The organism is Mesorhizobium sp. B2-8-3, from assembly GCF_006440815.1.
Classification (GTDB): Bacteria; Pseudomonadota; Alphaproteobacteria; order Rhizobiales; family Rhizobiaceae; genus Mesorhizobium.
On record NZ_VFTW01000001.1, the window covers coordinates 397,811 to 422,598 of the forward strand.

Annotated in this window: 26 protein-coding genes and 2 pseudogenes; 16 read left to right on the forward strand and 12 right to left on the reverse strand. The window is 60.5% G+C overall.

Going from position 1 to position 24,788, the window contains the following annotated elements; all coding sequences use genetic code 11:
• Position 1: 1 nt before the first annotated feature.
• Positions 2-1,396, reverse strand: coding sequence for an NAD(P)-binding domain-containing protein (locus FJ418_RS02155; RefSeq protein ID WP_140784900.1), 1,395 nt, complete (start codon positions 1,394-1,396; stop codon positions 2-4).
• A 209-nt stretch (positions 1,397-1,605) separates the two neighbouring features.
• Between FJ418_RS02155 and FJ418_RS02160 the strand changes: the two genes are divergently transcribed.
• The 3 genes from FJ418_RS02160 (at position 1,606) to FJ418_RS02170 (ending at position 4,306) form a co-directional block, all read left to right on the forward strand.
• Positions 1,606-2,382 carry an SDR family NAD(P)-dependent oxidoreductase gene (locus tag FJ418_RS02160; protein WP_140784899.1) on the forward strand — a complete coding sequence of 259 codons (777 nt, stop codon included), beginning with the start codon at positions 1,606-1,608 and terminating at the stop codon, positions 2,380-2,382.
• A gap of 110 nt (positions 2,383-2,492) precedes the next feature.
• On the forward strand, positions 2,493-3,314 hold the full coding sequence (locus tag FJ418_RS02165; protein ID WP_246682882.1) for an SDR family oxidoreductase: 822 nt from the start codon (positions 2,493-2,495) through the stop codon (positions 3,312-3,314).
• Positions 3,315-3,421: 107 nt separating this feature from the next.
• Positions 3,422-4,306 carry an SMP-30/gluconolactonase/LRE family protein gene (locus tag FJ418_RS02170; protein ID WP_181166813.1) on the forward strand — a complete coding sequence of 295 codons (885 nt, stop codon included), beginning with the start codon at positions 3,422-3,424 and terminating at the stop codon, positions 4,304-4,306.
• An 883-nt stretch (positions 4,307-5,189) separates the two neighbouring features.
• Here FJ418_RS02170 and FJ418_RS32155 read toward each other — a convergent pair.
• Positions 5,190-5,618: a LysR substrate-binding domain-containing protein gene (locus FJ418_RS32155; RefSeq protein WP_210243134.1), complete on the reverse strand. Its 429-nt coding sequence runs from the start codon at positions 5,616-5,618 to the stop codon at positions 5,190-5,192.
• A gap of 5 nt (positions 5,619-5,623) precedes the next feature.
• Positions 5,624-6,121: a LysR family transcriptional regulator gene (locus FJ418_RS32160; RefSeq protein ID WP_210243135.1), complete on the reverse strand. Its 498-nt coding sequence runs from the start codon at positions 6,119-6,121 to the stop codon at positions 5,624-5,626.
• Positions 6,122-6,781: 660 nt separating this feature from the next.
• Here FJ418_RS32160 and tnpB point away from each other — a divergent pair.
• The gene (tnpB, locus tag FJ418_RS32270) at positions 6,782-6,910 is read left to right on the forward strand and encodes an IS66 family insertion sequence element accessory protein TnpB (protein WP_226892230.1); all 129 of its coding nucleotides are present in this window, start codon (positions 6,782-6,784) and stop codon (positions 6,908-6,910) included.
• A gap of 462 nt (positions 6,911-7,372) precedes the next feature.
• Here tnpB and FJ418_RS02195 read toward each other — a convergent pair whose 3' ends face one another.
• Together FJ418_RS02195 and FJ418_RS02200 are read right to left on the reverse strand one after the other, a co-directional pair.
• Entirely contained in the window at positions 7,373-7,879 is a 507-nt protein-coding gene (locus FJ418_RS02195) for an Hsp20/alpha crystallin family protein (RefSeq protein WP_140863314.1), read from the reverse strand.
• Positions 7,880-7,975: 96 nt separating this feature from the next.
• The gene (locus FJ418_RS02200; protein ID WP_140645538.1) at positions 7,976-8,455 is read right to left on the reverse strand and encodes an Hsp20 family protein; all 480 of its coding nucleotides are present in this window, start codon (positions 8,453-8,455) and stop codon (positions 7,976-7,978) included.
• A gap of 334 nt (positions 8,456-8,789) precedes the next feature.
• On the opposite strand from FJ418_RS02200, the gene FJ418_RS02205 reads away from it, so the two are divergent.
• A complete protein-coding gene (locus FJ418_RS02205; protein WP_140645539.1) occupies positions 8,790-9,116 on the forward strand; it encodes a DUF982 domain-containing protein in 327 nt (108 codons plus the stop codon).
• Here the strand turns inward: FJ418_RS02205 and FJ418_RS02210 are convergent.
• Both FJ418_RS02210 and FJ418_RS02215 read right to left on the reverse strand, forming a co-directional pair.
• Positions 9,100-9,378 carry an usg protein gene (locus FJ418_RS02210; protein WP_140645540.1) on the reverse strand — a complete coding sequence of 93 codons (279 nt, stop codon included), beginning with the start codon at positions 9,376-9,378 and terminating at the stop codon, positions 9,100-9,102. The two genes, FJ418_RS02205 and FJ418_RS02210, sit on opposite strands and share 17 nt — an antisense overlap.
• Positions 9,379-9,396: 18 nt before the next feature.
• On the reverse strand, positions 9,397-9,738 hold the full coding sequence (locus FJ418_RS02215) for a hypothetical protein (protein ID WP_140645541.1): 342 nt from the start codon (positions 9,736-9,738) through the stop codon (positions 9,397-9,399).
• 335 nt (positions 9,739-10,073) lie between these two features.
• Between FJ418_RS02215 and FJ418_RS02220 the strand changes: the two genes are divergently transcribed.
• From FJ418_RS02220 to FJ418_RS32275, 3 genes are all read left to right on the forward strand, one after another.
• A complete protein-coding gene (locus tag FJ418_RS02220) occupies positions 10,074-10,388 on the forward strand; it encodes a co-chaperone GroES (RefSeq protein WP_140863449.1) in 315 nt (104 codons plus the stop codon).
• Between the two features lie 56 nt (positions 10,389-10,444).
• On the forward strand, positions 10,445-12,076 hold the full coding sequence (groL, locus tag FJ418_RS02225) for a chaperonin GroEL (protein WP_140708178.1): 1,632 nt from the start codon (positions 10,445-10,447) through the stop codon (positions 12,074-12,076).
• Between the two features lie 63 nt (positions 12,077-12,139).
• Positions 12,140-12,772 carry a DUF982 domain-containing protein gene (locus FJ418_RS32275; protein WP_246682884.1) on the forward strand — a complete coding sequence of 211 codons (633 nt, stop codon included), beginning with the start codon at positions 12,140-12,142 and terminating at the stop codon, positions 12,770-12,772.
• A gap of 994 nt (positions 12,773-13,766) precedes the next feature.
• Here FJ418_RS32275 and FJ418_RS02240 read toward each other — a convergent pair.
• The 5 genes and pseudogenes from FJ418_RS02240 to FJ418_RS02265 form a co-directional block, all read right to left on the reverse strand.
• Entirely contained in the window at positions 13,767-14,900 is a 1,134-nt protein-coding gene (locus tag FJ418_RS02240; RefSeq protein WP_140863315.1) for a substrate-binding protein, read from the reverse strand.
• Between the two features lie 104 nt (positions 14,901-15,004).
• Complete coding sequence (locus FJ418_RS02245) at positions 15,005-15,277, reverse strand: hypothetical protein (protein ID WP_027024197.1); 273 nt, start codon at positions 15,275-15,277, stop codon at positions 15,005-15,007.
• 90 nt (positions 15,278-15,367) lie between these two features.
• Complete coding sequence (locus FJ418_RS02250) at positions 15,368-16,912, reverse strand: HD domain-containing phosphohydrolase (protein ID WP_246682885.1); 1,545 nt, start codon at positions 16,910-16,912, stop codon at positions 15,368-15,370.
• Between the two features lie 229 nt (positions 16,913-17,141).
• Positions 17,142-17,367 (reverse strand): annotated as a pseudogene (locus FJ418_RS02255) (GMC oxidoreductase); the annotation flags it as partial.
• A gap of 302 nt (positions 17,368-17,669) precedes the next feature.
• A complete protein-coding gene (locus FJ418_RS02265) occupies positions 17,670-17,999 on the reverse strand; it encodes a hypothetical protein (RefSeq protein WP_181166814.1) in 330 nt (109 codons plus the stop codon).
• 821 nt (positions 18,000-18,820) lie between these two features.
• Here FJ418_RS02265 and FJ418_RS02270 point away from each other — a divergent pair.
• The 8 genes and pseudogenes from FJ418_RS02270 to FJ418_RS02305 all read left to right on the forward strand — a co-directional run bounded on the left by FJ418_RS02270 (position 18,821) and on the right by FJ418_RS02305 (position 24,771).
• Positions 18,821-19,246, forward strand: coding sequence for a hypothetical protein (locus FJ418_RS02270; protein WP_140784888.1), 426 nt, complete (start codon positions 18,821-18,823; stop codon positions 19,244-19,246).
• 71 nt (positions 19,247-19,317) lie between these two features.
• On the forward strand, positions 19,318-19,563 hold the full coding sequence (locus FJ418_RS02275) for a DUF982 domain-containing protein (RefSeq protein ID WP_140784887.1): 246 nt from the start codon (positions 19,318-19,320) through the stop codon (positions 19,561-19,563).
• A 13-nt stretch (positions 19,564-19,576) separates the two neighbouring features.
• A complete protein-coding gene (locus FJ418_RS02280) occupies positions 19,577-20,140 on the forward strand; it encodes an SH3 domain-containing protein (protein WP_140863321.1) in 564 nt (187 codons plus the stop codon).
• A gap of 14 nt (positions 20,141-20,154) precedes the next feature.
• A complete protein-coding gene (locus FJ418_RS02285; RefSeq protein ID WP_140863323.1) occupies positions 20,155-20,751 on the forward strand; it encodes a hypothetical protein in 597 nt (198 codons plus the stop codon).
• Positions 20,752-20,761: 10 nt separating this feature from the next.
• Positions 20,762-20,953: a hypothetical protein gene (locus FJ418_RS02290; RefSeq protein ID WP_140784884.1), complete on the forward strand. Its 192-nt coding sequence runs from the start codon at positions 20,762-20,764 to the stop codon at positions 20,951-20,953.
• A gap of 227 nt (positions 20,954-21,180) precedes the next feature.
• A complete protein-coding gene (locus FJ418_RS02295; RefSeq protein ID WP_140863325.1) occupies positions 21,181-23,358 on the forward strand; it encodes a glycogen debranching N-terminal domain-containing protein in 2,178 nt (725 codons plus the stop codon).
• A 98-nt stretch (positions 23,359-23,456) separates the two neighbouring features.
• Positions 23,457-23,798 (forward strand): annotated as a pseudogene (locus FJ418_RS32280) (chloride channel protein); the annotation flags it as partial.
• 211 nt (positions 23,799-24,009) lie between these two features.
• Positions 24,010-24,771 carry an IS5 family transposase gene (locus tag FJ418_RS02305; protein WP_140784882.1) on the forward strand — a complete coding sequence of 254 codons (762 nt, stop codon included), beginning with the start codon at positions 24,010-24,012 and terminating at the stop codon, positions 24,769-24,771.
• Positions 24,772-24,788: the final 17 nt, after the last annotated feature.

Below are 24,788 nucleotides of genomic sequence, written 5' to 3' on the forward strand. Positions count from 1 at the left end.
CTCACTCGGCTGCGGCCCGAAACTCCACATCGGCGACCCTGGGAACCGGCAGCCGGGTGCGCCCGAAGCCAAGAGAACGGGCGCGCTTGCGTCCGCGCTTGAGTTCGCCCTCGAGCTCCGAGAAATAGATGTCCTGGTCGAGCTGCATCGTATGGCGCGCCGACGCGTAATAGCGGCTCATGTGCTTCTTTTCATCGGCGACAATGGTGCGCTTCTGCTCTTCCACGTCGGGCAGTGCATAGTCGCCAGCAAGATATGTCGCTATCCACTTTGCCTGCCGATCTGCAAGCGCAAAGAGCGTGATGCTCGGTTGCGCCAGAGCGATAAAGAAAAGGTTTGGTATTCCGGGTTTAAGCACGCGCTTGAACAACGGCAGGCGATTGCCCGGCGCCGAGATCAAGGACCGGTCGAAGAAGGGAAAAGAGACCTTGTAGCCGGTAGCCCAGACGATGATGTCGATCTTCTCACGGCGTCCATCTTCGAAGACGACGCTGTCACCGTCGAGCTCTCTGATGCCGGGTCGAATTTCGATATCGCCCGAGGCAACCAACGTTGGAAATGTGTCCGACACCGAAACGTGCGCTTCGAACACGCGGTGGTCAGGCTTAGGCAACCCGAAATCTTCCATGTGACCGACCGCGAAATGGAAGATCCGACGGCCAACCCAGCGCTGGAGCGACAGCGGCAGCCAAGGATAGAGCTTGCCTTTGTCGGCAGGCTTGCCGAGCAGGAAACGCGGAAAGATATGCGCGCCGCGCCGGGTGCTTACAAAGAGCTTGTTGGTGATATGGCGTGGGCAAAGTTCGTTGGCGATATCCATCGCCGAATTGCCCATGCCAACGACCAGGACGTTCTTGCCCGTGAAATCCACCGGCGTGAACGGGTCGCGATAGCCATGCGAGTGAAGCTGCATGCCCTCGAACTTGCCTGGATAGGCGGGCTCGGGCAGACGCGGATCCCAATGATGTCCGTTGCACACGAACAATGCGTCGTAGGAGCGCGTCTCGCCGTCGCCCAAACGAATCTGCCAGGTCCCATTGGCATCACGATCAGCCTTCTTGACCTCGGTATTGAGTTTGACCTTAGCGGTCAGACCGAAATGGTCCATGTACGACTTCAGGTAGGCCAGCACCTGCGTGTGGTGCAGATAGTGCGGAGTATCTGCGGGCATCGGGAAGTCCGCCAGCTCCAGCTGCAGCTTGGAGGTATCGATGTGCAGCGATCGGTATGCCGCCGACTTCCCATTCGGATTTTCGAATGCCCACTGACCGCCAACCCGATCGCTCATCTCGTACCAGTCGAAGGGAATGCCGCGTTGCGTGAGTGCCTTGGCAGTGACAATTCCGCTGCAGCCTGCTCCGATAATGCAGCATTTGGGAAGGGTATCTGGCTTCATGGCAATGGCTCCCGCGAGACAAATCGTGATCTTGGCAGGACCCTAATTCACGCTTTGAGACCTCAACAATGGTGCCGACGGTCACCATCTCGGACGCGGGTCGGCGAGATGATGCTATCAATAGTGACCTTCGGCACCATTGTTGCGGCAGCGCGCGGTGAAATAGCCTCACCGTTAGCCAAAATCGCCTTTTTCGCCGGAGCCATCACATGACATTCGCCAACCCCTCGCAGGAGAGTTCTTCTGCCCCGTTTCAGGTGCCGCAGCTGCTTGCCGGCCGACGCGCCGTTGTGACGGGCGCGGCCCGCGGAATTGGCAAGGCCATCGCAGACGCATTCGACCAGGCCGGCGCCGCAGTCGTGCGCCTCGACATCAACGCGTCCGAAACGGTTCGGGGCTGTGATATTGCCGACGAAGAGTCCGTAAAACGAATTTTGGCGGAAATCGCTGCTGAAGGTCCCATTGACGACATCGTTCACGCTGCGGCGATCGGTGTTGTCGCCCCGTTGGCCGACATGCAGGTCGCAGACTTTCGCCGTGTACTGGATGTCAACGTGATAGGGGCGTTCCTGGTCGCTCGAGAGGGATCACGGCATCTGCATCGCGGGGGCAACCTCGTCCTCATCGCGTCGCAGTATGGGCTGAAGGGATGGCCTTTGTGGGGTGCTTACTGCGCTTCCAAGGCTGGTGTCCTGCGACTGGCAGATGCGCTGGTGGGAGAACTCGCACCACGGGGCATACGCGTCAACACCATCTCGCCTGGCAGCGTCGACACGGAGATGGTGGCGGCGACAACCGCCAACGTTGCGCGGCAGACTGGCAGCGATGCCGCAACCATCCGCGCCAGCTATGAAGCGGCGATCCCGATGGGGCGCTTCGCGCAACCGCAAGAGATCGCCTATGTCGCCGTCGCGCTCTGCTCGGGCCTCTGCTCGTATGTGAATGGGTCCAACATCGTGGTGGACGGCGGCGAGCTTTCTCGCTGATTGGCGGGGCACCAAGTCTCGGCCTGCGTCGTTCGTTGCGCTGCCGTTGCCGTCAATCGCCGCCTTCGTCGGGGGCTGGTGCCTACACTAAAAATAGTGCCGAAGCGTAAATGACGCGCGCAGCGGCGCCGCGTCATATCCGGGACAACAAGGAGGATAAAATGGTCCAACGCGTGATGATCACTGCGGGAGGTTCGGGCATCGGGTGGGCTATCGCCCAGGCCTTCGCTGACAGTGGCGCCAAGGTCCATGTCTGTGATGTCGATGAGCGGGCATTGCACAATGTGACAAAGACCCATCCGCAGGTCTCGGGTAAGAAAGTGGATTTGAGCGACGAGAAGGCCATCAACGCCTGGTTTGATGACGCACTCCGTGATCTCGGCGGTCTTGATGTCCTCATCAACAACGCCGGCACCAAGGGTCCTACCGGCTATGTCGAGGAGCTCAAACTGAACGACTGGCGTGACTGTCTCAGTGTGTGCCTTGACGCGCAATTCCTGTGTGCCAGGCGCGCCGCGCCTCTGATGAAGAGCCAGTCCTCCGGCAGCATCATCAACATCTCTTCAACGGCCGGTCTGTACGGCTATGGGTTGAGGACGCCTTATGCCGCCGCCAAATGGGCAGTGATCGGGCTCACGAAATCTCTGGCTGTCGAACTCGGGCCATACGGTGTGCGCGCCAACGCGATTTGCCCTGGATCCGTCGATGGCGCCCGCATGCAGCAAGTTATCAAGGCCGAGGCGGAGAGCCGCGGGGTCGCAATCGATGTCCTCCAGAAGGAATATGTCCAATCCCAGTCGATCAAGCGCTTCGTGAACCCGGAGGAAATCGCCGACATGTGCGTGTTCCTGGCTTCGCCGGCCGCGAAAATGGTGACGGGTCAGGCAATAGCGGTCGACGGCCACACGGAGACTTTCCACATTGGCAGCTGAGCCTCGAGGTTCGACTTTCACGGGGCTTCTGAGAGGCCGACGCAACACGGGCCGCCGTCGCGTTCGGATGCTCAGTGATGCGCCCCAAACCGGCAAGGATCGGAAACATGCCAGCAGACATCGCGGAATGGAAAATCTTCGCCCCAACACGCGATCGGCTGGGCGAGAGCATCCTGTGGCACCCGGCAGAGCAGGCACTCTATTGGATAGACTTCTATGGCCCAACCGTGCACCGGCAACGACAAGGCAGTGGCGCCCGCGACAGCTGGAAAATGGATTTCGCCGAGACTATCGGGTCGCTCGTCCTTACCGAAAAGGGCCTGCTTCTCGCGGTGGATCATGGGCTGCACCTTCTCGACACAGCCACTGGGAAAACCCGGGTTTTCGCAAATCCCAAGCAAGGACAAATGAACCTCGTCTACAATGACGCCAAGGTCGACCGTGCCGGGCGCTATTGGGTGGGAACCTATGATGTGTCGGAGCGGGAGCCAAACGCGCTCTTCTATCGCATGGTCCCCGGCACAGGCTGGGTGGTCGGCGACCGGGGCTTCGTGATCTGCAATGGCCCGGCTTTCTCGCCCGACAACCGCAAGCTCTATTTCAGCGATACCGTGGGCCGCCGCATCTTGTCTTACAATCTCGGCAATGACGGATCGATCTCGGGTCGTCGCGTGTTCTTCACCTTTGCCAACAATGATGGAATGCCTGACGGCCTTGCCGTTGATAGTGCGGGCAATGTGTGGTGCGCACTTTATGGCGGCAGCAAGGTTGTCTGTATCGACCCAAAAGGCACGCTTCGACGGTCGCTCTATCTGCCTGCCACATTCGTGACCAGCCTGTGTTTTGCAGGACCAGAACTCAAGACATTGTACGTGACGACCGGCTGGGACGGCAGCACGACCGAGGCGACCAAGGCGGACGACGTCGGAGGCGCGGTATTCATGCGGCGGGTCGATATCGCAGGGTTGCCTGAACCCATCATGGCCCTGTGAGCTGGTGGCCGTTCGGGCCGTCAGACAACCTGCTTGTGACTGCTCCGGGAAAATGGCATTTGCGATCCCAGTAGCGGGAATTGAGGCGCAAAGCTGCCACTCACATTTGGACACCTGCTGACGCGTACCATGAGGAGGCAAACGCGCCAGGAAGTCGATGCCTAAAAATCGAATTCAGTATCCCCCTTTGTCCATAAGCCCCGCAATTCGGGCTGAGGCGCGACCCAGAAAGTTCGAAAAGCTTCCAAGAACCCCAGTGGATTGCGAGTTGTAGAAAATTTGCCGACCGCTTTGGGGCCGTCTTCTGCCAGTCAGGATTTGGAGCGACAATGCGAAGCGGACCTTCGCATTGCCTGCCCGCCGGAGTCCAAGCCGGCCAAAGTCTTCATGGCGGTGCTCTCCACGGCATTAGGCTTCGGGAGACAGGGGGTTAGAAGCGAATTGTTCTGCAGTCCCGCGCGGACTCTATCGCGCTACGCGACTTGCTGTCTGGCTAGAACCTGCATCCGACGCTCGATCGCTATCTCGCGACCCATAAACGATCCCGAGCACAAGCACAAAATATCCGACTTGCAGCAGCACCAACGTGAGAATGGCCCAGACGGCCGCGATCCATAGGGAGCCTGTCGCGCCATATGCCCGCGCCGCTAAGGCGCCCGACGTCACCACCATTCCCGTGAGAAACTGAGGAAAATACATGCCAACCCATTCCCTGCCGTCATCCCTCGCGGGCCGTATTTCATTATTTTAGCAGGTACGCAAGTGCGTCGTATTGACGTGCCAACTGCCTCAGGAGCGCAGGAAGAACGGACATTCAAAAACCGCCGCCTAGGGCCAGAAGGCGACATGTTGCGCCGCAACGGCAACGGAGGCCAACTCTATTTCACACTGGCGCAGCCTGTCGTCCGTGGCGTTTCGGCTCCGGCGACGACATCGTGGCGAGATTGTTCCGGCCCTCACGTCGCGGCTTCAAACCGTCGAACAGCTCCCGCTGGCTCACCATTTCCGCCAGCATGTGTTCGCGAAACAGTCGCACACGCTTGGTGCGTCGGAGATTGGGATGGTACAGCAGCCAGAGGCCGACATCATGATGCGGCTCCGGGGCGAGATAACGGAGCAGTCGGGCGTCATTGTCGCCCATGAAGCACGGCAGATAGGCGAGGCCCATTCCCTCGCGCAGCGCCGCGAGAGTCAACAAAGTATCGTCGACAAAAAAGCTGTAGTCGCGGTTGGGGCACGCGGCATTTGTCAACGACTGGTGGAAGGCGCAACATTCCACGCCCAGCCATTTCGGCGTCGCGCCGGAGCGCAATGAGACTACATATTGCGCTCGCCATAGACGGCAGAGGCAACCTTGCCGAGCAACGTGCCGACCAGTGTCTCTTGCGGCGTGTTGGTCTGGCGGATCGCAACATCGGCCTGGCGCTCGGCCAGGCTGACATACTTGTTCGAGACCTGCACGTGCAGCTCGATTTCTGGATATTTTGCGCTGAAGCGCGCGAATATCGGCATCAGCACCGACGAGGCCATGTTGTTGATCGCAGCGACGCGGAGTACGCCTGTTGGACGATCTTCTTCGCCGCCGAGCGCGCCTTCGACCTCCAGCACCTCGACTTCCATTTTGACGGCAGCGAGCTTCAGCTCCTCGCCCGCGCTGGTGAGCTCGTAGCCCGACGCCTTGCGCTCGATCAGGCGCGTGCCGAGCTGCTGTTCCAGCGCCTTGATGCGGCGCGAGACCGTCGAATGCTGCACGTCGATCCGTTTTGCCGCGCCGCTGATCGATCCATCGCGCGCGACAGCGAGGAAGACCCTCAAAACTTCGGGTAGTGTATCAGTTTGAAATTTTGACGTTGGTTAAAATTGTCGGGACCGTTGCGCGGTCGCCGCATTAACCGGGGAAGCGGTCGCTCCTTTCAGGGGTGTAGCCGCTTACGAAATCGCAGGAAGCCCGCCGCTCGACTGGGTAGCGGCGGGCTTTTCGTTCCCTGGACGTCCTGCAATCGTTCTTCCGTAGCGTCATCTAATCGACCTGCGGTTGTTAGGAGTTGTCCGCAGCGCGCTTCTTATATGGACCGCGTGCCCGGCTTCGGCGCAACGGCGTCCATTTTCTCGCAAAGGTCTTCCATCGACCACAAAAGTGAACGTGCTTGCTATTTTCCCCAGTGTTTCGCTGCTGCCTTCTTAACGATCTCGGCGCCGCTCTGGCGTCATGTTCTCGGCGCGCTTCTTTCCGCCCTTGGCACCTAGCGCCTTGGCAGCGGGGTCTTTATGATGGGCGGCGCGTGTTTGCGCCGACTGGCAGCACTGCGGCCGCGGTGAAGCGGCAGCTGGCGGCCAGGGAGAAGGCGTTATGCTCGTCGTTCCGGCCGGCGTGAAAGTGCATCTGGCTTTGGGTCACACCGACATGCGCAAAGGCTCGATGGGCTCGCGACGCTGATCCAGGAACATCTGAAGAAGGAGCCGTTCTCGAGGCATCTGTTCGTGTTCCGCGGCAAGAATGCCTGGCTGCTGAAGATCCTGTTCTGGGATGTCACCGGTCTTTGTCTGTTCACCAAGCGCATGAACCACGGACAGTTCATGTGGCCGAGCCTGGCGGCTCGGTGACGCTGTCGCCGGCACAGCTGTCGGGTTGGCCGAACGTCTGCAATGTTTGGGAGTAGAGGCTGGGCATCCGGGAGAAGTCTAATGCCGGCACTCACCCTGGCAGTCGAGATTGCGGATGCGGTAGCAGCAGCAAAAAAGCGGCGGCGAGCTTCCTTTGATGTGAAATCCAAGGCAGAAGAACTGGCGAGGACTCACCCCAACGCGGGGGCCAGCGTCGGTGATGTCACAGATCTCTCGAAGAGGAGAGCTTGGCCGCTGGCATCATACCGATATCTGAGCCGGGCCCTCAATCGAGCAGCATGCGTTCCTCTTTAGCGGCAGCCTCGATCGTTCTCGACGGCGCCCGCGTGTTTCGTTCGGGCTTTGCCGGAATGCGGCTCGTCGCTGAGAGGCATTTCTCTTCCTGGTAGAGCAGGTGTGGCGCGGGAGGCCCGGCCTGTCGGCGACCTTCCGCGCCACATGTCAGCTCTTGATTTCGATGCGCTTTGCCTGTGATTGCGCTTTCGCGGTCTTCGGCAGCCTCACCGTCAACACACCGTTTTTGAAGCGGGCGTCGACCTCGCCCTCCTCGACTTCGTAACCGAGGGGGATGCGCCGCTCGAAGCGGCCGTAGTAGCGCTCCGAGAACTGCCGGTCCCTGTCCTCCGTTTCGGAGCGCTTCTCGCCCTTCAGCGTCAGCACGCTGTCATCGAGCAGCACTTCAACGTCCCTTTCCTCCAGACCGGGAACCTCGGCCGTCACCTTGATCTCCTTCTCGCCGTCGGAAATCTCGACGCTCGGCCAGCCGCTGCCGAATGAAGATAGCGTACCGAAGGCCGATAGCGCAGGGCCGAAGCCGCGGAAAGCGTCGTCGAACAGGCGGTTCACCTCGCGATGCAACGAGAGAAAGGGGTCGCGCTCGTCATCGCGAAACAAGCTCGGAAGCCGGCTATTTTCCCGTCTCCAAGGGATCAGATCACGTACACTCATTGTTGTTCTCCTTTCTGTTGATTGGATTTGACCAATCGTTTCGCGACGGCACCGGGCGAGGCCCGATGCCGCGCGCGCCAGACCATCAGCGAGCTCTCAGGCGACCTGCCTCTCAGCTTCGATCTTCCGGTTCGCCGCGACCTTCGGCATCGTCTTGTCGGATGCGATTTCGATCCTGCGCGGCTTCATCTCTTCGGGAATCTCGCGCTTGAGATCGATCGTCAGCAAACCATTGACGAGACCGGCGCCGACAACCTTGACGTGATCGGCCAGTTCAAAACGGCGTTGGAAGGCTCGGCCGGCAATGCCGCGATGCAGGTAATGGCTGTTGTCCTCGCCGACCTTCTGGCCAGACACCATGAGCATGTTCTGCTCCTGCGTGACGGTCAGTTCGTCTTGGCTGAATCCGGCGACCGCCATGGTGATGCGGTAGTCGTCCTCATCGGTCTTGGCGATGTCATAGGGCGGCCAGTTGTCGATCGGCTCGCCTCTGCTCGCAGCCTCGAGCGCGTTCAGCATGCGGTCGAAGCCGATACTCGACCTGAACAGAGGGGTAAAGTCGAATGTCGTTCTCATAGCTACATCCTCCATTGAGCAATATAGATACGAGGAGCGCCAAGGATGCGGCGCTCCTTGACCTTCGCTGGCCCTTTTAGGCGCCAGCAAAATCGATCTGGGAATTCAATTCCACCGCGTCAAGAGGCAGAGCGGCAATCATCATGGCGCCCGAAGGCATCGCCGGGCCGATCGGGCTGCCGGCTGCCGATGGGGAGGTTCAACGGTTTTGACGCCGGCCATGCGGCAACCTTGACACGGCATGGGCGGCCAACCATCTCGACAAGGGGCGTTCGCCGATGGCGCCGCCCGATTGCTTGCTCGCAAAAGACTGGAACAACAAACGGAGGAAGTGATGAACGACGTTCGGTTTCCCGAACCGGTCAAGCTCGAATTTCCCGCCACTTCGCGCAAGGTCGCCAGCAGCTTCGAGGCATTGGAATGCCTGGATCAGCAATGGCCTGAATGGGCGCAGGGACGCAGCTGGCGCGCCGCAGAGCGGGCCTGCCGCGACGCGCTGGATGGCTGGCGCAGCGGCCGTGAGGCTTATAACGCTTTCAAGAAAGCGGCGAAACGGGCCGGCCTGATACCGGCAGATGGCCATTCCGCGCTCCGCAAATGCCGTCCGATGAGGACGACCGGAGGCTTGCGATCTGACGCCACGCTCAGTGGATGGCAATGATCCCGTCGACGGCGCGCAATTCCGAAGGTTGGATGAGGCGATGGTGGGCGACTCGCACGGAATGCAGCGCGCCCACCAGTTCACGCTCCCAATAGCCCAGGAATTCTTGCAGCTCCGGAAACTCCGGCGCCAGGTCATATTCTTGCCAGACGTAGAGCTGCAGCAGGCTCGGGTGATCGGGAAGATGGTAATGGATCTCGGCGGTGGTCAGTCCGTAGCCAACCATCTGCAGTCGGAACTCCCTGCTGACCGCGTTGACCATATGCTTCTCCTTACGATTTCATGCGTCCAGTCGGTCAAACATGTGCCGATGATCGGTTGCCGGATATGGCGTCGCAGCCTCGACATCGAGTTTGCACAAGGCATCCATGATCTGGTCCAAGGTTACCGGCCGCTCGGTACCCGGCGGCTGACGCAGCGCTGGCATGGATTCCACAGCGCAGGCATCCGAAGCCCAGGACGACAGAATCGCCCGCTTTTCCTGACGATCGAGCGTCTCGTCCTTCAAGACCTCGTCAGGATGCTTGAAATGCCTGGCCGGCGCCAGCAGGCGATCGAGCGAATAGTCGGATGTTTCGGGGGCAAGAGAGGAAATTATCGGCGAAAACGTCTGGTGGTTCATCGATGTCCTCCGTCTGCAAAAACTCCTCGAATAGCGTTCGTGTTCCAGGCTGCCGTCCCATGGGCAGCAGCAGCGATAATTTTGTCTGCGAGTCGCGAAAATTCAAGCTGCAAAGTCTCCCGTTCGAACGAAATAGCTGCACGATAACAGTCCGTTGGCACTCTCATATGCCGAGTGCTAATTTTTTTGCATCGGCCCCTTGAAACCCGAAAATCCCAAAACTAGCTCGATATGCGCGCGCGATGCCCGAGAGGGTCGCGTCGCCCCGCACCGGCCGATATTGCCGGTCCGGTGCGGGGGAACCTCAAAACCTGTTTGTCCTGAAGGAGAACGACATGGCGTTCCGTCCATTGCATGACCGTATCCTGGTCCGCCGCATCGAAGCCGACGAAAAAACGGCGGGTGGCATCATCATCCCCGATACCGCCAAAGAAAAGCCGAGCGAAGGCGAAGTCATCGCCGTCGGCTCTGGCGTTCGTGACGACGGCGGCAAGCTGGTCGAACCCGACGTGAAGGTCGGCGACCGGATCCTGTTTGGAAAATGGTCCGGCACCGAGATCAAGCTGAACGGTGAGGACCTGCTCATCATGAAGGAGAGCGACGTGATGGGCGTGATCGAGCAGACTGCCACAATGAAGAAGGCCGCCTGAGGGCTTTTTCAAACAGTCAACCAGTCAATGAAAGCTGCCTAAAGAGGAGTTATCCAATGGCCGCCAAAGAGGTGAAATTCCATACCGAAGCGCGCGAGAAGATGTTGCGGGGCGTCGACATCCTCGCCAACGCCGTGAAAGTGACGCTGGGACCAAAGGGCCGCAACGTCGTCATCGATAAATCGTTCGGCGCGCCGCGCATCACCAAGGACGGCGTCACCGTCGCCAAGGAGATCGAGCTCGAGGACAAGTTCGAGAATATGGGCGCGCAGATGGTGCGCGAAGTGGCATCGAAGACCAACGACATCGCCGGCGACGGCACGACCACGGCAACGGTTCTTGCGCAAGCGATCGTCAAGGAGGGGGCCAAAGCCGTGGCCTCGGGCATGAATCCCATGGACCTGAAGCGCGGCATCGACAAGGCCGTCGACGCAGTGGTCGCGGAGCTGAAGGCCAACGCCCGTAAGGTGACGAAGAACGACGAAATCGCGCAGGTCGGCACCATATCGGCCAATGGCGATGCCGAGATCGGCCGCTTCCTGGCTGAGGCCATGGAGAAGGTCGGCAATGAAGGCGTCATCACGGTCGAGGAAGCCAAGACCGCCGAGACCGAGCTCGAAGTCGTCGAAGGCATGCAGTTCGACCGCGGCTATCTCAGCCCCTACTTCATCACCAACCAGGACAAGATGCGCGTCGAGCTCGAGGAGCCCTACGTGCTCATTCATGAGAAGAAGCTCTCCAACCTGCAGGCCATGCTCCCGGTGCTTGAAGCGGTGGTGCAGTCAGGCAAGCCGCTGCTGATCATCGCCGAGGACGTCGAGGGCGAAGCGCTGGCCACGCTGATCGTCAACAAGCTGCGCGGCGGTCTGAAGGTCGCGGCCGTCAAGGCACCGGGCTTCGGCGACCGTCGCAAGGCCATGCTCGAGGACATCGCCATCCTCACCGGCGGCACCGCGATTTCGGAAGACCTCGGCATCAAGCTGGAGAATGTTACGATCCAGATGCTGGGCCGCGCCAAGAAGGTAGCGATCGAGAAGGAAAACACCACGATCGTCGACGGCGTCGGCCGCAAGGAAGAGATCCAGGGCCGCATCGCCCAGATCAAGGCGCAGATCGAGGAGACCACCTCGGACTACGACCGCGAGAAGCTGCAGGAGCGGTTGGCTAAGCTCGCCGGCGGCGTCGCGGTGATCCGCGTCGGCGGCTCGACCGAGGTCGAGGTCAAGGAACGCAAGGACCGTGTCGACGACGCGCTTCATGCGACCCGCGCGGCTGTCGAGGAAGGCGTGCTGCCCGGCGGCGGCGTCGCACTGCTCAGGGCTGCAAAGGCGCTCGATAACGTCGCTGTCGACAATGCCGACCAGAAGACCGGGGTCGAAATCGTTCGCCGCGCGATCGAAACCCCGGTGCGCCAGATCGCCGAGAACGCGGGAGCCGAGGGGTCGATCATCGTCGGCAAGCTGCGCGAGAAGGCGGAGTTCGGCTGGGGCTGGAATGCCCAGACCAACGAGTTCGGCGATCTCTATACGCAGGGCGTTATCGACCCGGCGAAGGTCGTGCGCACCGCACTGCAAGACGCCGCCTCGGTCGCGGGCCTGCTCGTCACCACGGAAGCCATGGTGGCCGAAAAGCCTAAGAAGGAAGCACCGGTCCCGGCGATGCCGGGCGGCGGCGGAATGGATTTCTGAGCGCCGGCAGACTCGCTCCCCACGTGGGGAGCGAGCATCGCCAGATCGATTGGGGAGAATATCATGAATGTGATGACCGGCGAGGGAACCGTTCCGGCCCCGGCATGCTCGCCGAGCGAATTCCTTGCCTACGAAGAGGAATGCCGAACGGCGCTCAAGCCGCTGCTGACGGGCTTGCTGGACATGGCCGAATCTGCGGGCTGGAACCGGCGCACGGTGACGTCGACGCTGATCCTGTCGGCGCACGTGTCGCGGCATCGGGAGTGTCTGCGGAGAGCCGAACCTGATGCTCGGATCTCGCGTCTTGGCAGAATCCGGGCAGGGCGTCGAGTTGTCCTTGCGGACAGGCCCGTTGCTCGGCACGCCGCAGTCGCAACGCTATCGATAGAGGCTCAAGTCATGACAAACACGCGCTTTGAACAACCTGTCACAATCCTGGTCGGAATGGGTTTCCCGGTGACAATCGAGAACGCGATGGAAGCATGTTCCCTGCTTCAGGACTGGCCCGCCCCCGGCCGTAACGGGGCTCATGCGGTCGCGCTCAACGCCTGCAAAGCCGGCATTGCCGGTGAGGTCGATCCGGAGATCGTGCGGGCAACCCTGGTCGCCTTCGCACGTCGCAATGACATACTGGTGCCGAACACGCTGGTAGCGAAAACGATCTCACGGACCGCATCCACGGATCGGACCGCGTAGTCCACCAGCCGTCACGCAAAATCGCGCCTCGGGGGCGCCGGCGAGCGCCACCGTCTTGCCGCCCCGCGAGGAAGAGAACCCCGCAATCCAATCTTAAAGCGTCGACCAGTGGCGACGGCCTCGATTGGGCCACTCAAGTAGGTTCTCGACGGCTGCCTGGACTTTGTTGACCTCTTAGCAGACGCCATGCTGCCGGTCTTAACCGAGACCGGCGGCGAGAACCAAAGGACGCCGTGGGTGCGCATCACTCATGCAAATCGAAGGCGACGAACCGGCCGAGCAAAACCGCCTCGAATATGATGAGTTCGGTGAGTTCGCAATCCTTCGAGGTGAGTTCGAGGCCAAGTTCACGGGCTGCCGCGATAGTTGCTTTAATGGAAACCGTTTCGTCCAGAGGCGCGCTTAGGAGCGCTGCATGGACAAGCTCTTTAGCGGTGCTCGCCGGCCTATGAGCGATTTAACGTCCACCAGCCCAACTCCACTGTACCCCGAATGCTCAATCGTTGTGGCAAGGCTCGCGGGAAATCAACCAAAATCTGTGTGAAAAAGAGATGAGGGGCCAGTCTACCCGGCTGGCCCTCTAAGTCCGCAGCCTTTTCCAAGGAGGGGGACTCCCAGGCTGGCGGGCTGGTGGAGAGGATAGCGGCATTAGGCGGACGGTTATTGATTTATGATAAAATTGGTTGCGAGGAGACGTAACCACTGACCCTGACATCCGCTGATTGTGACGATTTGACGAGAGTGCGCCGGATCGAGATTGGCAATAGCTAAAACAGAAAATTCACATCTTGCAAAGGAACAGGGCCTGCACCGGCTAACACCGGCGCTATGCAGCTTGGGCACAGACGGTCCGGTTCATCCAGAAAGGTACCACTCTGCTGGCGATCCCCATCTTGGCGCAACGTCGTCGCTGGCCGTTACGAGAAGGTGGACGGCGAGGGCACCATCTAGCCGCCCTCGCTATTGGAAGAGCAGTGATCGGGATCCGCGCAGCTCACCTCACGTTGCTCAGTTGGAATTCTTCGGTAAGCATTCGCTGGTTGGGATCGATCGGACCCAGGTTCTTCACGACCCTGAATCGACCGCTCTGTACCTGTGCGATGTACATGTTCATCCGCACATGATGCTGGCCGGGAACCATCTCCGCCGGGCCCCCAGGTCCCTCACTGATCCGAGCGTGATCGAGCGCCCGGATAACCGCGTCGCGCTCGACGGTGGCGGCCTCATGAACGGCGGCCTCCCACATCTTGATCGCCCGGTAGTGACCAGTGCACCCGCTGCCCGCAGTCAAGGTAGCGCCACCGGGGAACCGCGCGCTGTAGCGCCGCAACAGTGCGCGACCGAACGGTTCGTCGAGTTCCTGGTAATAGTCGAGGCAGCTGTAGAGGCCCTCGATCTGGTCGGGCGGCACCAGGTTGAAGAAGTTCTCATCGAAGTAGGTACAGACGATCCGGCCGCCGCGTTTGCCGAAGCCGGCCTTGTGCAGTTCTTCGAGGAACGGTGTCAGCCCCGGCGGGACGATGGTGTTGAAAACCACGTCGGTGCCGCTCGCCATGATCTGCTGCACCGTCCGCCGGAAATCGACAGTGTCCAGCGGAAAATACTCCTCGCCGACGATCTCGCCGCCATTGGCGCGCACCACCTGGCTCGCGGCCTTGTTCAGCAAATGAGGCCAGATGTAATCGGCCGATGGCAGGTAGAATTTCCTGGCTCCCGTGGACTCCATGAGCCATGGGATCAGCGGCTCGACCTGCTGCGCGGGCACCGGGCCCGTGCAGAAGATCAAGGGATCGTTCTCCTGTCCCTCATACTGCTCGGTATAGATGTAAAGCGTCCTGCCCCGGGTGACCGCCTCGCTTTTGATGGCCAAGCGGGTCGAGCTGTATATGCCGCCGACGACCACATCGATCTTGTCGACATCGATCAGCTTTGCGGTCCTTGCCTTGGCGGCGCCGTCGTTCGTCTCGCCATCCTCAATGACGAGCTCCACCGGCCGGCCGAGGAGGCCGCCCTTGGCGTTGATGTCGTCGACGAGCATGGTGGTGAGGTTCGCATTGGCGACGCCCATGAAAGACAACGGGCCGGTGAGTTCGGCGATAAGGCCGATCTTGATGGGTTTCGGATTCATGTCATTTCTCCGATTCTGGGTGTTGCGAGTTTTGGGGAATTCGGCTTCCGAGGTGTTTGCCGGGCGCGCCGCCGCCAGCCAGCAGGCGGCGCGCAGCGTGGACGTCAGGCCTCGTAGTGACCGAGCAGCAATGCCGCCTGCGGCTTGCCCACATGGCCGGCTTCCTGCAGGATCGCAGGCACCTCCGGATCCGACACGAAATTCTTCCAACCCTCGGCGTCCCAGTCGAAGATCGCCCAGACGCGGTCAGGTTCGCTCGGGTCGCGGAACACGGTTGCGCCGTTCGAGCCGTGCAGCCGGCGCTTGTCGGCGCCCTTGGTCGAAAAGATCCGGATGAAGTGGTCGACGTCCGCCACCTTGGTCGTTGCGAGAAGCATCTGATTTCCTCCTGTCGGTCGCGGCCACCATTGGTCCATCGACAGGATCACGATGCGCGCGCCGAAGCGGGCGCACATGGGGTGGATTCCCTATGCCGGCATTTCGCCCGGTCGGACAAGGCTGTGCTCGACCGCATAGAGAGCGGCACCGGCGCGGGTGGTCACGCCGATCTTGGAGTAGACGCTCTGGATGTGGTGGTCGGCGGTCTTGGGCGAGATATCGAGCTTGCGAGCCGTCTCCTTCGCCGTAAGGCCGGCGGCGATCAGGCGCAGCACCTCGATTTCGCGCCGCGTCATGCCGGCTAGCGCCTGCGGCAAAGCCCGGCGCGACTGCTGTCCGGCGAAGGACAACACGGCCTCGGCAGCCTCGGGGCAGATACAGCCGTCACGAACAGCCGCACGCAACTGCGTCGCCGCCGCCTCGCTGGACAGCGCCTTGCGATGGGGACGTTCCTCCCGCGACGTCTGGAACGCCTCGGCGGCGGCCAGGATCCTGGCCGCCGGAGACAGGTCGGAGCCGCTGACCTTGCGGTGATATCCCGAACCGTCCAGGCGCTCGTGATGGCGCAGCACGAGCGCGCCCATCGCGTCGCCGCCGTGGCCGAAGGAAGCCAGCGCCCGCTCACCGTAATAGGCGTGCAGCTGCGCCGCGTCGCGCTCTCGCACCGACAGCGGGCCGTTGCGCATCCAGGTCGCCACCGGCACCACCAGTTCGCCGATGTCATGGATGCAGCCCGACCAGCGCAGGGCGCGGACATCGGCAGTGGGCAACCCGATCCGCTGGCCCGCACCCGCGGCCAGTTCCGACACCATCCGCGAATGGCCTTGCGTGAACGGCATGCGCATGTCGATCATGTCGGCAATTGCGAGGAACGCCTCATCACAAGCCTCCTCGTCCAGCATTACCGGCGGATCGGGCTCCAGCGCCAAAATCGTCTCGCGGTCGACCGTCGCGCCGATGCCTTCCATCAAGGCCGCCGCGTTGGCCGAGACGAGGCGGGCCAGACCCGCTTCGTATGGGCCATCGCCGCGACTGGCAACGGTTTCGGCCATCGCGTCGATACCGACAGCATCGCTGAGCGCAATCACATCCTGCGCCAATGTGATCAGGCGGACGGCCGGCAGAACATCCTCGCCGCTCAGCCCGCGCGGCAGGCCCTTGCCGTCCCAGCGTTCGTAGATCTGGCCAAGGTTGCGCCGGATGTCCTCGGACAGGCCAAGCCGCTCGCCGATACGCTGGGCGACCTCGCAATGCGCAGTCAGCACCGGGCGGGCCACGGCCAGCGCCTGCGCCATCGCAGCCTCGATCGCCCTGGCCTGCGCGTCAGGCTCGAGATCGTAGTAGAACCGCTTGAAGGCCTGCACGAAGACCCTGCCCAATTCTGCACGGTTGCCCATGTCGAGAGCGACAAGATCCTGGCGCAGTGCGATTTCGTCACCGAAGGTGGCCGCCAGAAGGTCCGTATCCGCATTGCAGCCGACATAGCGCAGCATCGACTGGTGGTAGGCATTGCGCCGGTCCTGCTCGGAAACACCCGCAAGGTCCGCGATCCGCATTGCAAGCACGCAAGATTTCAGCGCGAAGTCGCGGGAATGGCCTGTCGCGAGGTCCGACGCATACGCGAGGACCATCATGAAGTCCGCTCGGCGTATCGAGACTTCTGTCATCGCACACCCCAACCAGCACATATGCTATCCCGGCGCGCGCCGAATACCTAGGGCAAAAGTCGGAGGCCGGATGTGTATGCTATAAAGAAGCGGCCACCCGCTTGAGGCCGAAACGAGACGGTCTGCGTTCACAAATTCAGAGGCTAGACGCCGATTTGACTAGAAAGTTCAGATTCTAGACGGGTGACATCTCAGCTCATGCGACCGCCGCCATTGGCGGTTGCGAACGACCAGAGCGGATGCCTTTTATGAGATCGGCACCTTTTTCACCGATCATCATTGTCGGGCCGTTCGTATTGCCGCTGATGAGCACTGGCATGATCGAAGAGTCAATCACCCTTAAGCCATTTACTCCGCACACCCGCAATTCTGGGTCAACGACGGACATGTCGTCGATGCCCTCCTGCGGTCCCTGCCGGGTGAGGCTGCGGGTTGTGATCGTTCACGATGACGAAGGATTGGCCCCCAGCCAGTGCCTGGGCAATCCCGAAAATCCGAGCGTGGCGCTCGACGGGCGGGACGGCGCGCACGTCTAGCTGGGGTTGTGATGAGACTTGCGATTCAGACATATTCATAAATCCCGACTGCTGTGGAAAGCGCCGAGCAACGACACCCTTGGCCCGGCGCCAAAGTTTTAGCCCGGTCGAAATCCGTCTATTTGCCGAAGCGCAAACAATTCGCCGAAAGTGCAGAGACCCGCCAGGTCCCGCTCGGACTTATTCTGCTACACAACGATCAACAGGACCGTGCCGCCGAGAACGATCAGGGATAGCCCCGCGATGAGCATGGGCAACAAGGTGTGGCCCGTCTTGGCCCCGCTTGCCGCTTCAGTGCTGAACACGAGAGCTGGCCACTCTTCGATCACTTTTTTGCTCCTGAGCTTCATCGCGCCACCCGCGCTCGCTGCTGCGCTAGTATTCGCCGTCTGCGGAACGATCGCGCTGGCAATTCCCGGTCCGAACGGGAAAATCTTGCCGCTCCGCGCAATCCATTCGAACTGGCGCCGTTGCTGATCTTTGCGTGCTATTTGCGACAGCAAGCGCTGCGCTGGCATCGCAATTCGAAGCACGGGGTCTTCTCGCGCCCGGTAGCGACGTGACCGCCAAAGGCGATCTGTGAAATTGATTCACGAGCTGAGCAAGAGCCCCAGTGACTACTGCAAAGTCGGAGCTGTAGCTGCCGGTGCCCAAGGACAAAATGGCCACTCACCGATGGCTACTCGCCGTAGCTTTGACGAGGGCAACGGCTGAGGTTTCAAAAATCCGCCAAGCCTATCATTGGCGGGAGCGCGGGCAGGAGTGATTTCTGAGCGACTAAATATAAAGTGTTTCACGAGTTATCCTGGGATCCCAATTGTGCAACCATCGGTCTCCGCACGAGGAGTTTTCAGCGGCGGCGTTCCAGGAAATGCCTTTCCATCGCTTGCCCCCAAAGCGCGAGGCACTAGCGTCCGACCGCATCGCCGGTTCGGCCGCGAAAGCTGCCAAATTCCAGTCAACTGATCACGCCAGCCTAACTCCACTTCACATAATCGCGACTGGCCTGGAATAGTTCAGTCGCGGGCTCGGTATATGCGGCATCGAGGTGAAGTTTGTCCGCACTCACTATTTTGGAAAATTTCCGAACGCTCCAGCATATCGTCACAGGCGCTAGAGTACGGGGGACGAGCGTGAGCGTTCGAGGACCTGCGCCGGCGTGCTCGCGACCGAAAGTTCTGCCAATCGGCCCCAGCATTCCCCTGCCCTGTCTCCTGACCTGGGTCGCCCCTGCGGAGAGGCCTCATCATGTCGATCGATCGGTCGATTTCCGGCCATTGTCGGTTGGGGCGGCGGAAATCAACCGGAAACAATGAGCGTATCTCAAAAGGAGGAAACCATGGCAAACGATCAAACACTATCGCAACGCTTCGACGAATACCAACCGTCCAAGACACTCTGGTTTTGGTCGGTAGTGGGTGCTGCGGTGCTGACGATGATCGTCGGCTTCACAGCCGGCGGTTGGACGACGGCCGGAACGGCATCGGAAATGGCGAAGACCTCCGCCATCAAGGCCAAGGCCGAACTGGCGGCTAATCTCTGTGTCGAGAAGTTCATCACAGCGTCGAACGCCAGCGATAATCTGGCTAAGCTTAAGGGAACCTCCTCATACCAAAGAGATAGTTTCATCAGCGATGGCGGGTGGGTGAAACTGGCCGGTATGAAGAAGGATGTGCCGGGCGCCGCGGATCTGTGTGCGGACAAATTGGCCGCGATGGACACCATCCCGCCGAACAGCGTAGCTCAGGACAGCACCAAGAGCTAATCGCCGATCCTTGATTTTCGCCCGGCGGCGCGAATGTTTTGCTGGGCGGCCATCACGATGGAGGCATAGCAATGTATGAAGCGTGGTTTTCAAGGCCGGTGCCAGTCGCCACCGGAATATCCGGCGAGATCAAGAACCTTTCCAACGCCAATCAGGCAGTCGACCTGCTTAGCAAGCACTGGCGCAGTGCAGGAAGTCAGAAGCATCTGGCGGCGCTACGCGCCTGCCGCCAGGCCATGAATGGCGGTATTGCGGCTGACGTTGCCAGGAACGCATTGATCGACGCGGCCCGAGAGGCGCACATGCTCGTCGAATAGGCCAAGATTGCCCATGATCGAGCTTGGAGCACCGTTCGGTTTCTTAGCGGTCCGGCGGCAGGTCAGACGTCAGTTGTGCAACGCACTCGTCCGTTTCGCTCTTACGATTGCGTTGGTTGCGGCATCCGCCAGGACGACGGGGCTCCGAGCAGAAGCTGGCCCCCTTCCTCTGCCTCGCTTCGTCTCGCTGAAAGCTTCGTCCGCTAATCTGCGTGTCGGGCCGGGCACTGGGTATAACATTGAATGGGTCTTCAAACGACGGGGTGTGCCCTTGGAGATTTATCAGGAGTACGGCAATTGGCGCCGGGTAAGGGATTGGGACGGAACCAGCGGGTGGATCTACGGTTCACTCCTGTCAGGGCGCAGGACCGGCATCGTCGCCCCTTGGTCAAGGGATCACATTGCCCTGTACGCGAAGCCGGCAACGGATAGCTCCATCGCTGCCTGGCTCGAACCTCGCGTCGAGGTCAAGCTGACCCGGTGCGACGGGCAGTGGTGCGCGGTGGCGTCAGGTCCATCAACCGGCTTTATGAAACAAGTCGGCCTGTGGGGTGTCTACCCCGGTGAAGTGCTTTGAAGTGGTGGCTCAGGATGGTCGATCGAACGGTATTGATTTCGGGCGGGGGATTGCGGGGCCGGCTCTTGCCTTTTTGGCTCGCGGCCGCCGGATTCCGGCCAACGCTGATCGAGCAGGCGCCTCAATTGCGCGCCGGGAGTTATGTCATCGATTTTTGGGGTCTTGGCTATTGGATCGCAGAGAGGATGGGCCTGGGGGCAGACATCAATCGCGTGGGATATCATGTGCGCGAAATGCGCATCGTGAACGATAGCGGAAAGCGCGTCGCAGGCTTTGGCACGGACGTCTTCGGCGAGTTGACAAACGGCCGCTATGTGATCCTCGCACGCAGCGATCTCTCTCGCTTGCTGTTCGAAAAGATCAAAGACACAACCGAGATCATTTTCGGCGATGAGATCGCCGGATTCGAGGAAAAGTCAGACTGCGTCAGCGTGCGGCTGAAACATGGGGCCAAACGCGAATTTGATTTGGTGATTTGTGCCTTCCTGTTCGTCTTTACCGTCGACAGCGGCTCCCTGGCACATTTGGGGCACAAGGTCCATTTGTCGCCCGTACCAAACAAAGGCAAGCGGACGCTTGGAAGCGGCTATCATGCGTTCGCCCGGCACTAGGGAGGCAGGCATGTCACCGTACGGTGTGGTTGATCCCGTGGAACTCGCTATTTTGAGAAAAGCGTTCGACGACTATTGCGCCGCGCACCGGGTCGTCGCCGATTCTGACCGCGAGCGGATCGCACTCAAGGTGATGAGCCTTTTCAGGCAGGGCGTGATTAATCCCGAGCAACTCTCGGCGGAGCTCGAAAAGGTCGCGTAGCGACCACTGATGGACAGAGTGCCAGACGAGACCCTCGCGGTCCCTGCCCTGCTCGGAACCGCTGTTCTTGCCCGGGAAATTGGCAATCCGGCTCCGGATATATTCTCGCCGGCGCGAGAAACCGGGCCTTGAGCTTTCAACCGTGACGGCATGCCACCCGCTTGCCCAATTTCTTTCCGGATCAATGGCGGGCGACTGCGACCAACGACAGATAAGGCACCTCCGGCATGACCCTTGAAATTGCGATCGGACCGCCGCGATTGGCAATCAACGAGGGCCTCGGCTTCCTGGTCACAGATCAGGATGGCCAAATCACCTGGCCAACACACCAAGGTCTATACGCCTCCGATACACGCGTCGTCTCCAGTTGGCAGATCTATGCGAATGGAGAACCCTGGGATCTGCTCAACTCCGGGAACATCGCCCACTTCGCCGCCAAGATCTATCTCGTAAACCGGCTCTTCGAGACCGAAACCGGTCCGGTGGAGGGTGGCAACCTGGGGTTGCTTATCGGTCGCGCCCTGGGTCACGGAGGGCTGCATGAGGATTTTGACCTGGTGAACCACGGATCGGAGGCGGTTGAATTCAATCTGGAGGTCGGCATCCGTTGTGACTTCGCCGACCTCTTCGAGGTGGAGGCCGACTCAGTTGTTCGCCGTGGTCGTATCACCACGAAATGGACGCCTGCAAGCGCGCGCCTTCGCACGTCGTACGTCAATCGGGATTTCAGGCGGGCCATCACCATAACGGTGGACAGAACACCCACAAAACCTGTCTATGCGAATGGGAGGATATCGTTCGACATCAGGCTTGATCCTGGCGCTAGCTGGCACGCCTGCCTGCTCTACGACTTCGAACAGGGCCAAAAGACGTCTCGGGCCTCGCGCGTCTGCGTCGACGACTGCTTGAGTTCGAAGGCCGCAAAACGGGTCTCCGCTTGGCGCAGCATGGTATGCAAGCTCAGCACGTCGAATGGCGAATTCCAGCAGCTCTACAATCAGGCGATCGAAGATATGGCGGCACTTCGACTGCCGATCGAAGGCACGGACCAGCTCGAGTATGTTCCGGCCGCCGGTTTGCCTTGGTTCATCGGGCTATTCGGCCGCGACAGTCTGATTGTCTCGCTCCAGAATTCCTTGATCTATCCCGATTTCGCGCGAGGCGCCCTCGATGTCCTTGCTCGGTTTCAAGCCACCTCACATGATGACTATCGCGACGCCGAGCCCGGAAAGATCATGCACGAGCTTCGTACAGGCGAACTCGCTCATTTCAATCTCATTCCGCATACGCCCTACTATGGCACCGCCGATGCGACGCCCCTCTATTTGGTCGCGCTTCACAACGCCTGGCGCTGTACCGGGGACGCAAGTTTGATCGAGCGGCACATCGACACCGCCGAGAAGTGCCTGGACTGGATCGATCGCTATGGCGATCGCGACGGTGACGGGTTCCAGGAATACGAAACTCGCTCAAACGCAGGCTATGAGAACCAGAGCTGGAAGGACGCCGACGACGCCGTCGTCTATCCCGACGGCACACCGGTCAAGGGACCGAAGGCCCTTTGCGAGCTGCAGGGCTATGTCTACGATGCCTGGCAGCGAATGGCTGAAAGCTACGATGCCAGAGGCGATGGTGATCGTGCCGGGCAACTTAGGGCCAAAGCCAAAACGCTGTTCGAACGGTTCAACGACGTGTTCTGGGATCAGGCGTCGGGCTTCTATGCGTTTGCGTTGGATGGGAACAAGAAGCCGGTTCTGAGCGTCGCATCCAACCCTGGCCATTGTCTTTGGTCCGGTATTGTCGCACCGGAGCGAGCCGCCAGCGTGGTGAAGAGGCTCATGATGCCCGACATGTGGAGCGGCTGGGGCATCCGGACACTCTCGGCCGATCATCGAGCCTACAATCCGCATTCGTATCAAAGAGGCTCCGTCTGGCCCCATGACAATGGGCTGATCGCGCTCGGGTTTCGGCGCTACGGATTCTTCAAAGAAGCTGCTTGTATCGCCGGAGATGTGAGCGGTGCGGCGAGCTACTTCATGCAGCATCGCATGCCCGAACTCTACGCCGGGTCGACGCGGACGCCGACGACTTTTCCAGTGCAATACAAGCGGGCAAACGTTCCGCAGGCATGGGCCGCGGGCTCATGCTTTTCCTTTTTGCAGGCGATCGTTGGGATGCGAGCAGACGCGCCCAACGGCAAGTTGTACATCGACCCGAGGCTGCCCGATTGGATGCCAGAAATGACCTTAAGGGACCTGCGCCTGGGTGAGAATCTCCTCCACCTTCGGTTTTGGCGTAATGGCCCTGCCACGCATTGGGAAGTGTGCGGAGGAGATGCGTCTCTGGCGGAATCCCACAATTGCGCGACAGGCCCGAACTTGTGGGACGTCGGCCGTGGCACCTAATGCATTGGCGCAAACCGTGCAGCAGTCACTTGAGCAGAACGGCGGCAGCGGAGTGCCTCCGATCGCACCGCGCGCCTGGATATAGCCCGTTCCGAAGGTTCTTCTTCGTGGAGAAGTTCGCGGCCGGTCCGCTGTCGATTGTGTCGGGCATCCAGAGGGTATCTTCGCGCGCCGTCGCTGGCGGTGGGCGCCGACCTGGGAAGCACGCTTGGCCTCATCCTCGGCGCAAGCACCAGCTTCGCCATGCTCGGTATGGCCGGCTACTTCGCCGGCGTCGATGACAGCCTTCGTCATCATCCTGGAGAGGACCGGAAACCACGATAACGTGATTGCGCTGATGTGTGCGGCGATGCTGGGCTACGGGATGGCTCGCCTGATTTCGCATGAGCCACATGCAATGCCCGGATATTCATGCCGAGGCAATCAGGAAGCGACGGGCGGTATCGGGACGCCGTCAAGGCGATTTAGTGGCTTCAGAGCCGCCCTCCCCAATCAGGTGGTTCGAAAAGCACACGGACGAGATGGATGGCAATTGCCAAAGCAGCACTACAATCAAGAGTGCGATCTTTACCGTTTGTCATGGCCGCAGCCTAGGCTCAGGACCTATCAATTTAGTTTGAGATGTGTTTCACGGTTTCCGAGGAGGCCGTAATGGGTGACTTGTTTTTGCTGAGCGAGCGCCAGATGGCGCGGATATTGCCGTTCTTCCCGCTGTCGCACGGAGTTCCCCGGGTCGATGACCGGCGGGTGGTGAGCGGCATCATCTACGTGATCCGCAACGGGCTGCAGTGGAAGGACGCGCCGGCCGGCTACGGCCCGCACAAGACGCTCTATAATCGCTTCATCCGCTGGAGTCCGATGGGGGTGTTCGACCGCATCTTCGCCGGCCTTGCCGGGGAAGGACCGAAATCCGAGCGCATCATGATCGATGCGACGCATCTGAAGGCTCATCGCACGGCGGCGAGCCTGCTTAAAAAGGGGGATGTTACACGTCGTATCGGACGCCCCAAGGGCGGGCTGAACTCGAAGCTCCACACCGTGTGCGACGGTGATGGACGGCCGCTCATCCTGCTCCTGTCGGAAGGCCAGATGAGCGACCACAAGGGCGCCCGTCTAGTGCTCGACGCTTTGCCGCCAGCCTCTCATCTAATCGCTGAGCGCGGCTACGACAGCGCTTGGTTCCGCGAGGAACTCGAAGCCAGGGGCATCGAGCCGTGCATCCCGTCCAGCCGGAGCCGCAAAGTCCCATACGCCTACGATGCGGCGCTCTACCGCCTGCGCCACAAGGTCGAGCACCTGTTCGCCAAACTCAAGGATTGGCGGCGCATCACCACCCGCTACGACCGATGTGCCCATACCTTCTTCTCGGCTATCTGCATCGCAGCCGCCGTCATCTTCTGGCTCGATCAATGAGCCCTGGCGTTGCGGGC

Bases quoted from the DNA above. Each gene is read 5' to 3' on its own strand.
- FJ418_RS02170 (WP_181166813.1), top strand. From the start codon at position 3,422: ATGCCAGCAGACATCGCGGAATGGAAAATCTTCGCCCCAACACGCGAT.
- FJ418_RS02295 (WP_140863325.1), top strand. From the start codon at position 21,181: ATGACCCTTGAAATTGCGATCGGACCGCCGCGATTGGCAATCAACGAG.
- FJ418_RS32275 (WP_246682884.1), top strand. From the start codon at position 12,140: ATGAATGTGATGACCGGCGAGGGAACCGTTCCGGCCCCGGCATGCTCG.
- FJ418_RS02285 (WP_140863323.1), top strand. From the start codon at position 20,155: ATGGTCGATCGAACGGTATTGATTTCGGGCGGGGGATTGCGGGGCCGG.
- groL (WP_140708178.1), top strand. From the start codon at position 10,445: ATGGCCGCCAAAGAGGTGAAATTCCATACCGAAGCGCGCGAGAAGATG.
- FJ418_RS02305 (WP_140784882.1), top strand. From the start codon at position 24,010: ATGGGTGACTTGTTTTTGCTGAGCGAGCGCCAGATGGCGCGGATATTG.
- FJ418_RS02250 (WP_246682885.1), bottom strand. From the start codon at position 16,912: ATGATGGTCCTCGCGTATGCGTCGGACCTCGCGACAGGCCATTCCCGC.
- FJ418_RS02200 (WP_140645538.1), bottom strand. From the start codon at position 8,455: ATGAGAACGACATTCGACTTTACCCCTCTGTTCAGGTCGAGTATCGGC.
- FJ418_RS02245 (WP_027024197.1), bottom strand. From the start codon at position 15,277: ATGCTTCTCGCAACGACCAAGGTGGCGGACGTCGACCACTTCATCCGG.
- FJ418_RS02155 (WP_140784900.1), bottom strand. From the start codon at position 1,396: ATGAAGCCAGATACCCTTCCCAAATGCTGCATTATCGGAGCAGGCTGC.
- FJ418_RS02220 (WP_140863449.1), top strand. From the start codon at position 10,074: ATGGCGTTCCGTCCATTGCATGACCGTATCCTGGTCCGCCGCATCGAA.
- FJ418_RS02275 (WP_140784887.1), top strand. From the start codon at position 19,318: ATGTATGAAGCGTGGTTTTCAAGGCCGGTGCCAGTCGCCACCGGAATA.
- FJ418_RS02215 (WP_140645541.1), bottom strand. From the start codon at position 9,738: ATGAACCACCAGACGTTTTCGCCGATAATTTCCTCTCTTGCCCCCGAA.
- FJ418_RS02160 (WP_140784899.1), top strand. From the start codon at position 1,606: ATGACATTCGCCAACCCCTCGCAGGAGAGTTCTTCTGCCCCGTTTCAG.
- FJ418_RS02270 (WP_140784888.1), top strand. From the start codon at position 18,821: ATGGCAAACGATCAAACACTATCGCAACGCTTCGACGAATACCAACCG.
- FJ418_RS02265 (WP_181166814.1), bottom strand. From the start codon at position 17,999: ATGCCAGCGCAGCGCTTGCTGTCGCAAATAGCACGCAAAGATCAGCAA.
- FJ418_RS02165 (WP_246682882.1), top strand. From the start codon at position 2,493: ATGACGCGCGCAGCGGCGCCGCGTCATATCCGGGACAACAAGGAGGAT.
- FJ418_RS02240 (WP_140863315.1), bottom strand. From the start codon at position 14,900: ATGAATCCGAAACCCATCAAGATCGGCCTTATCGCCGAACTCACCGGC.
- FJ418_RS02280 (WP_140863321.1), top strand. From the start codon at position 19,577: ATGATCGAGCTTGGAGCACCGTTCGGTTTCTTAGCGGTCCGGCGGCAG.
- FJ418_RS02210 (WP_140645540.1), bottom strand. From the start codon at position 9,378: ATGGTCAACGCGGTCAGCAGGGAGTTCCGACTGCAGATGGTTGGCTAC.
- FJ418_RS02290 (WP_140784884.1), top strand. From the start codon at position 20,762: ATGTCACCGTACGGTGTGGTTGATCCCGTGGAACTCGCTATTTTGAGA.
- FJ418_RS02195 (WP_140863314.1), bottom strand. From the start codon at position 7,879: ATGAGTGTACGTGATCTGATCCCTTGGAGACGGGAAAATAGCCGGCTT.
- FJ418_RS02205 (WP_140645539.1), top strand. From the start codon at position 8,790: ATGAACGACGTTCGGTTTCCCGAACCGGTCAAGCTCGAATTTCCCGCC.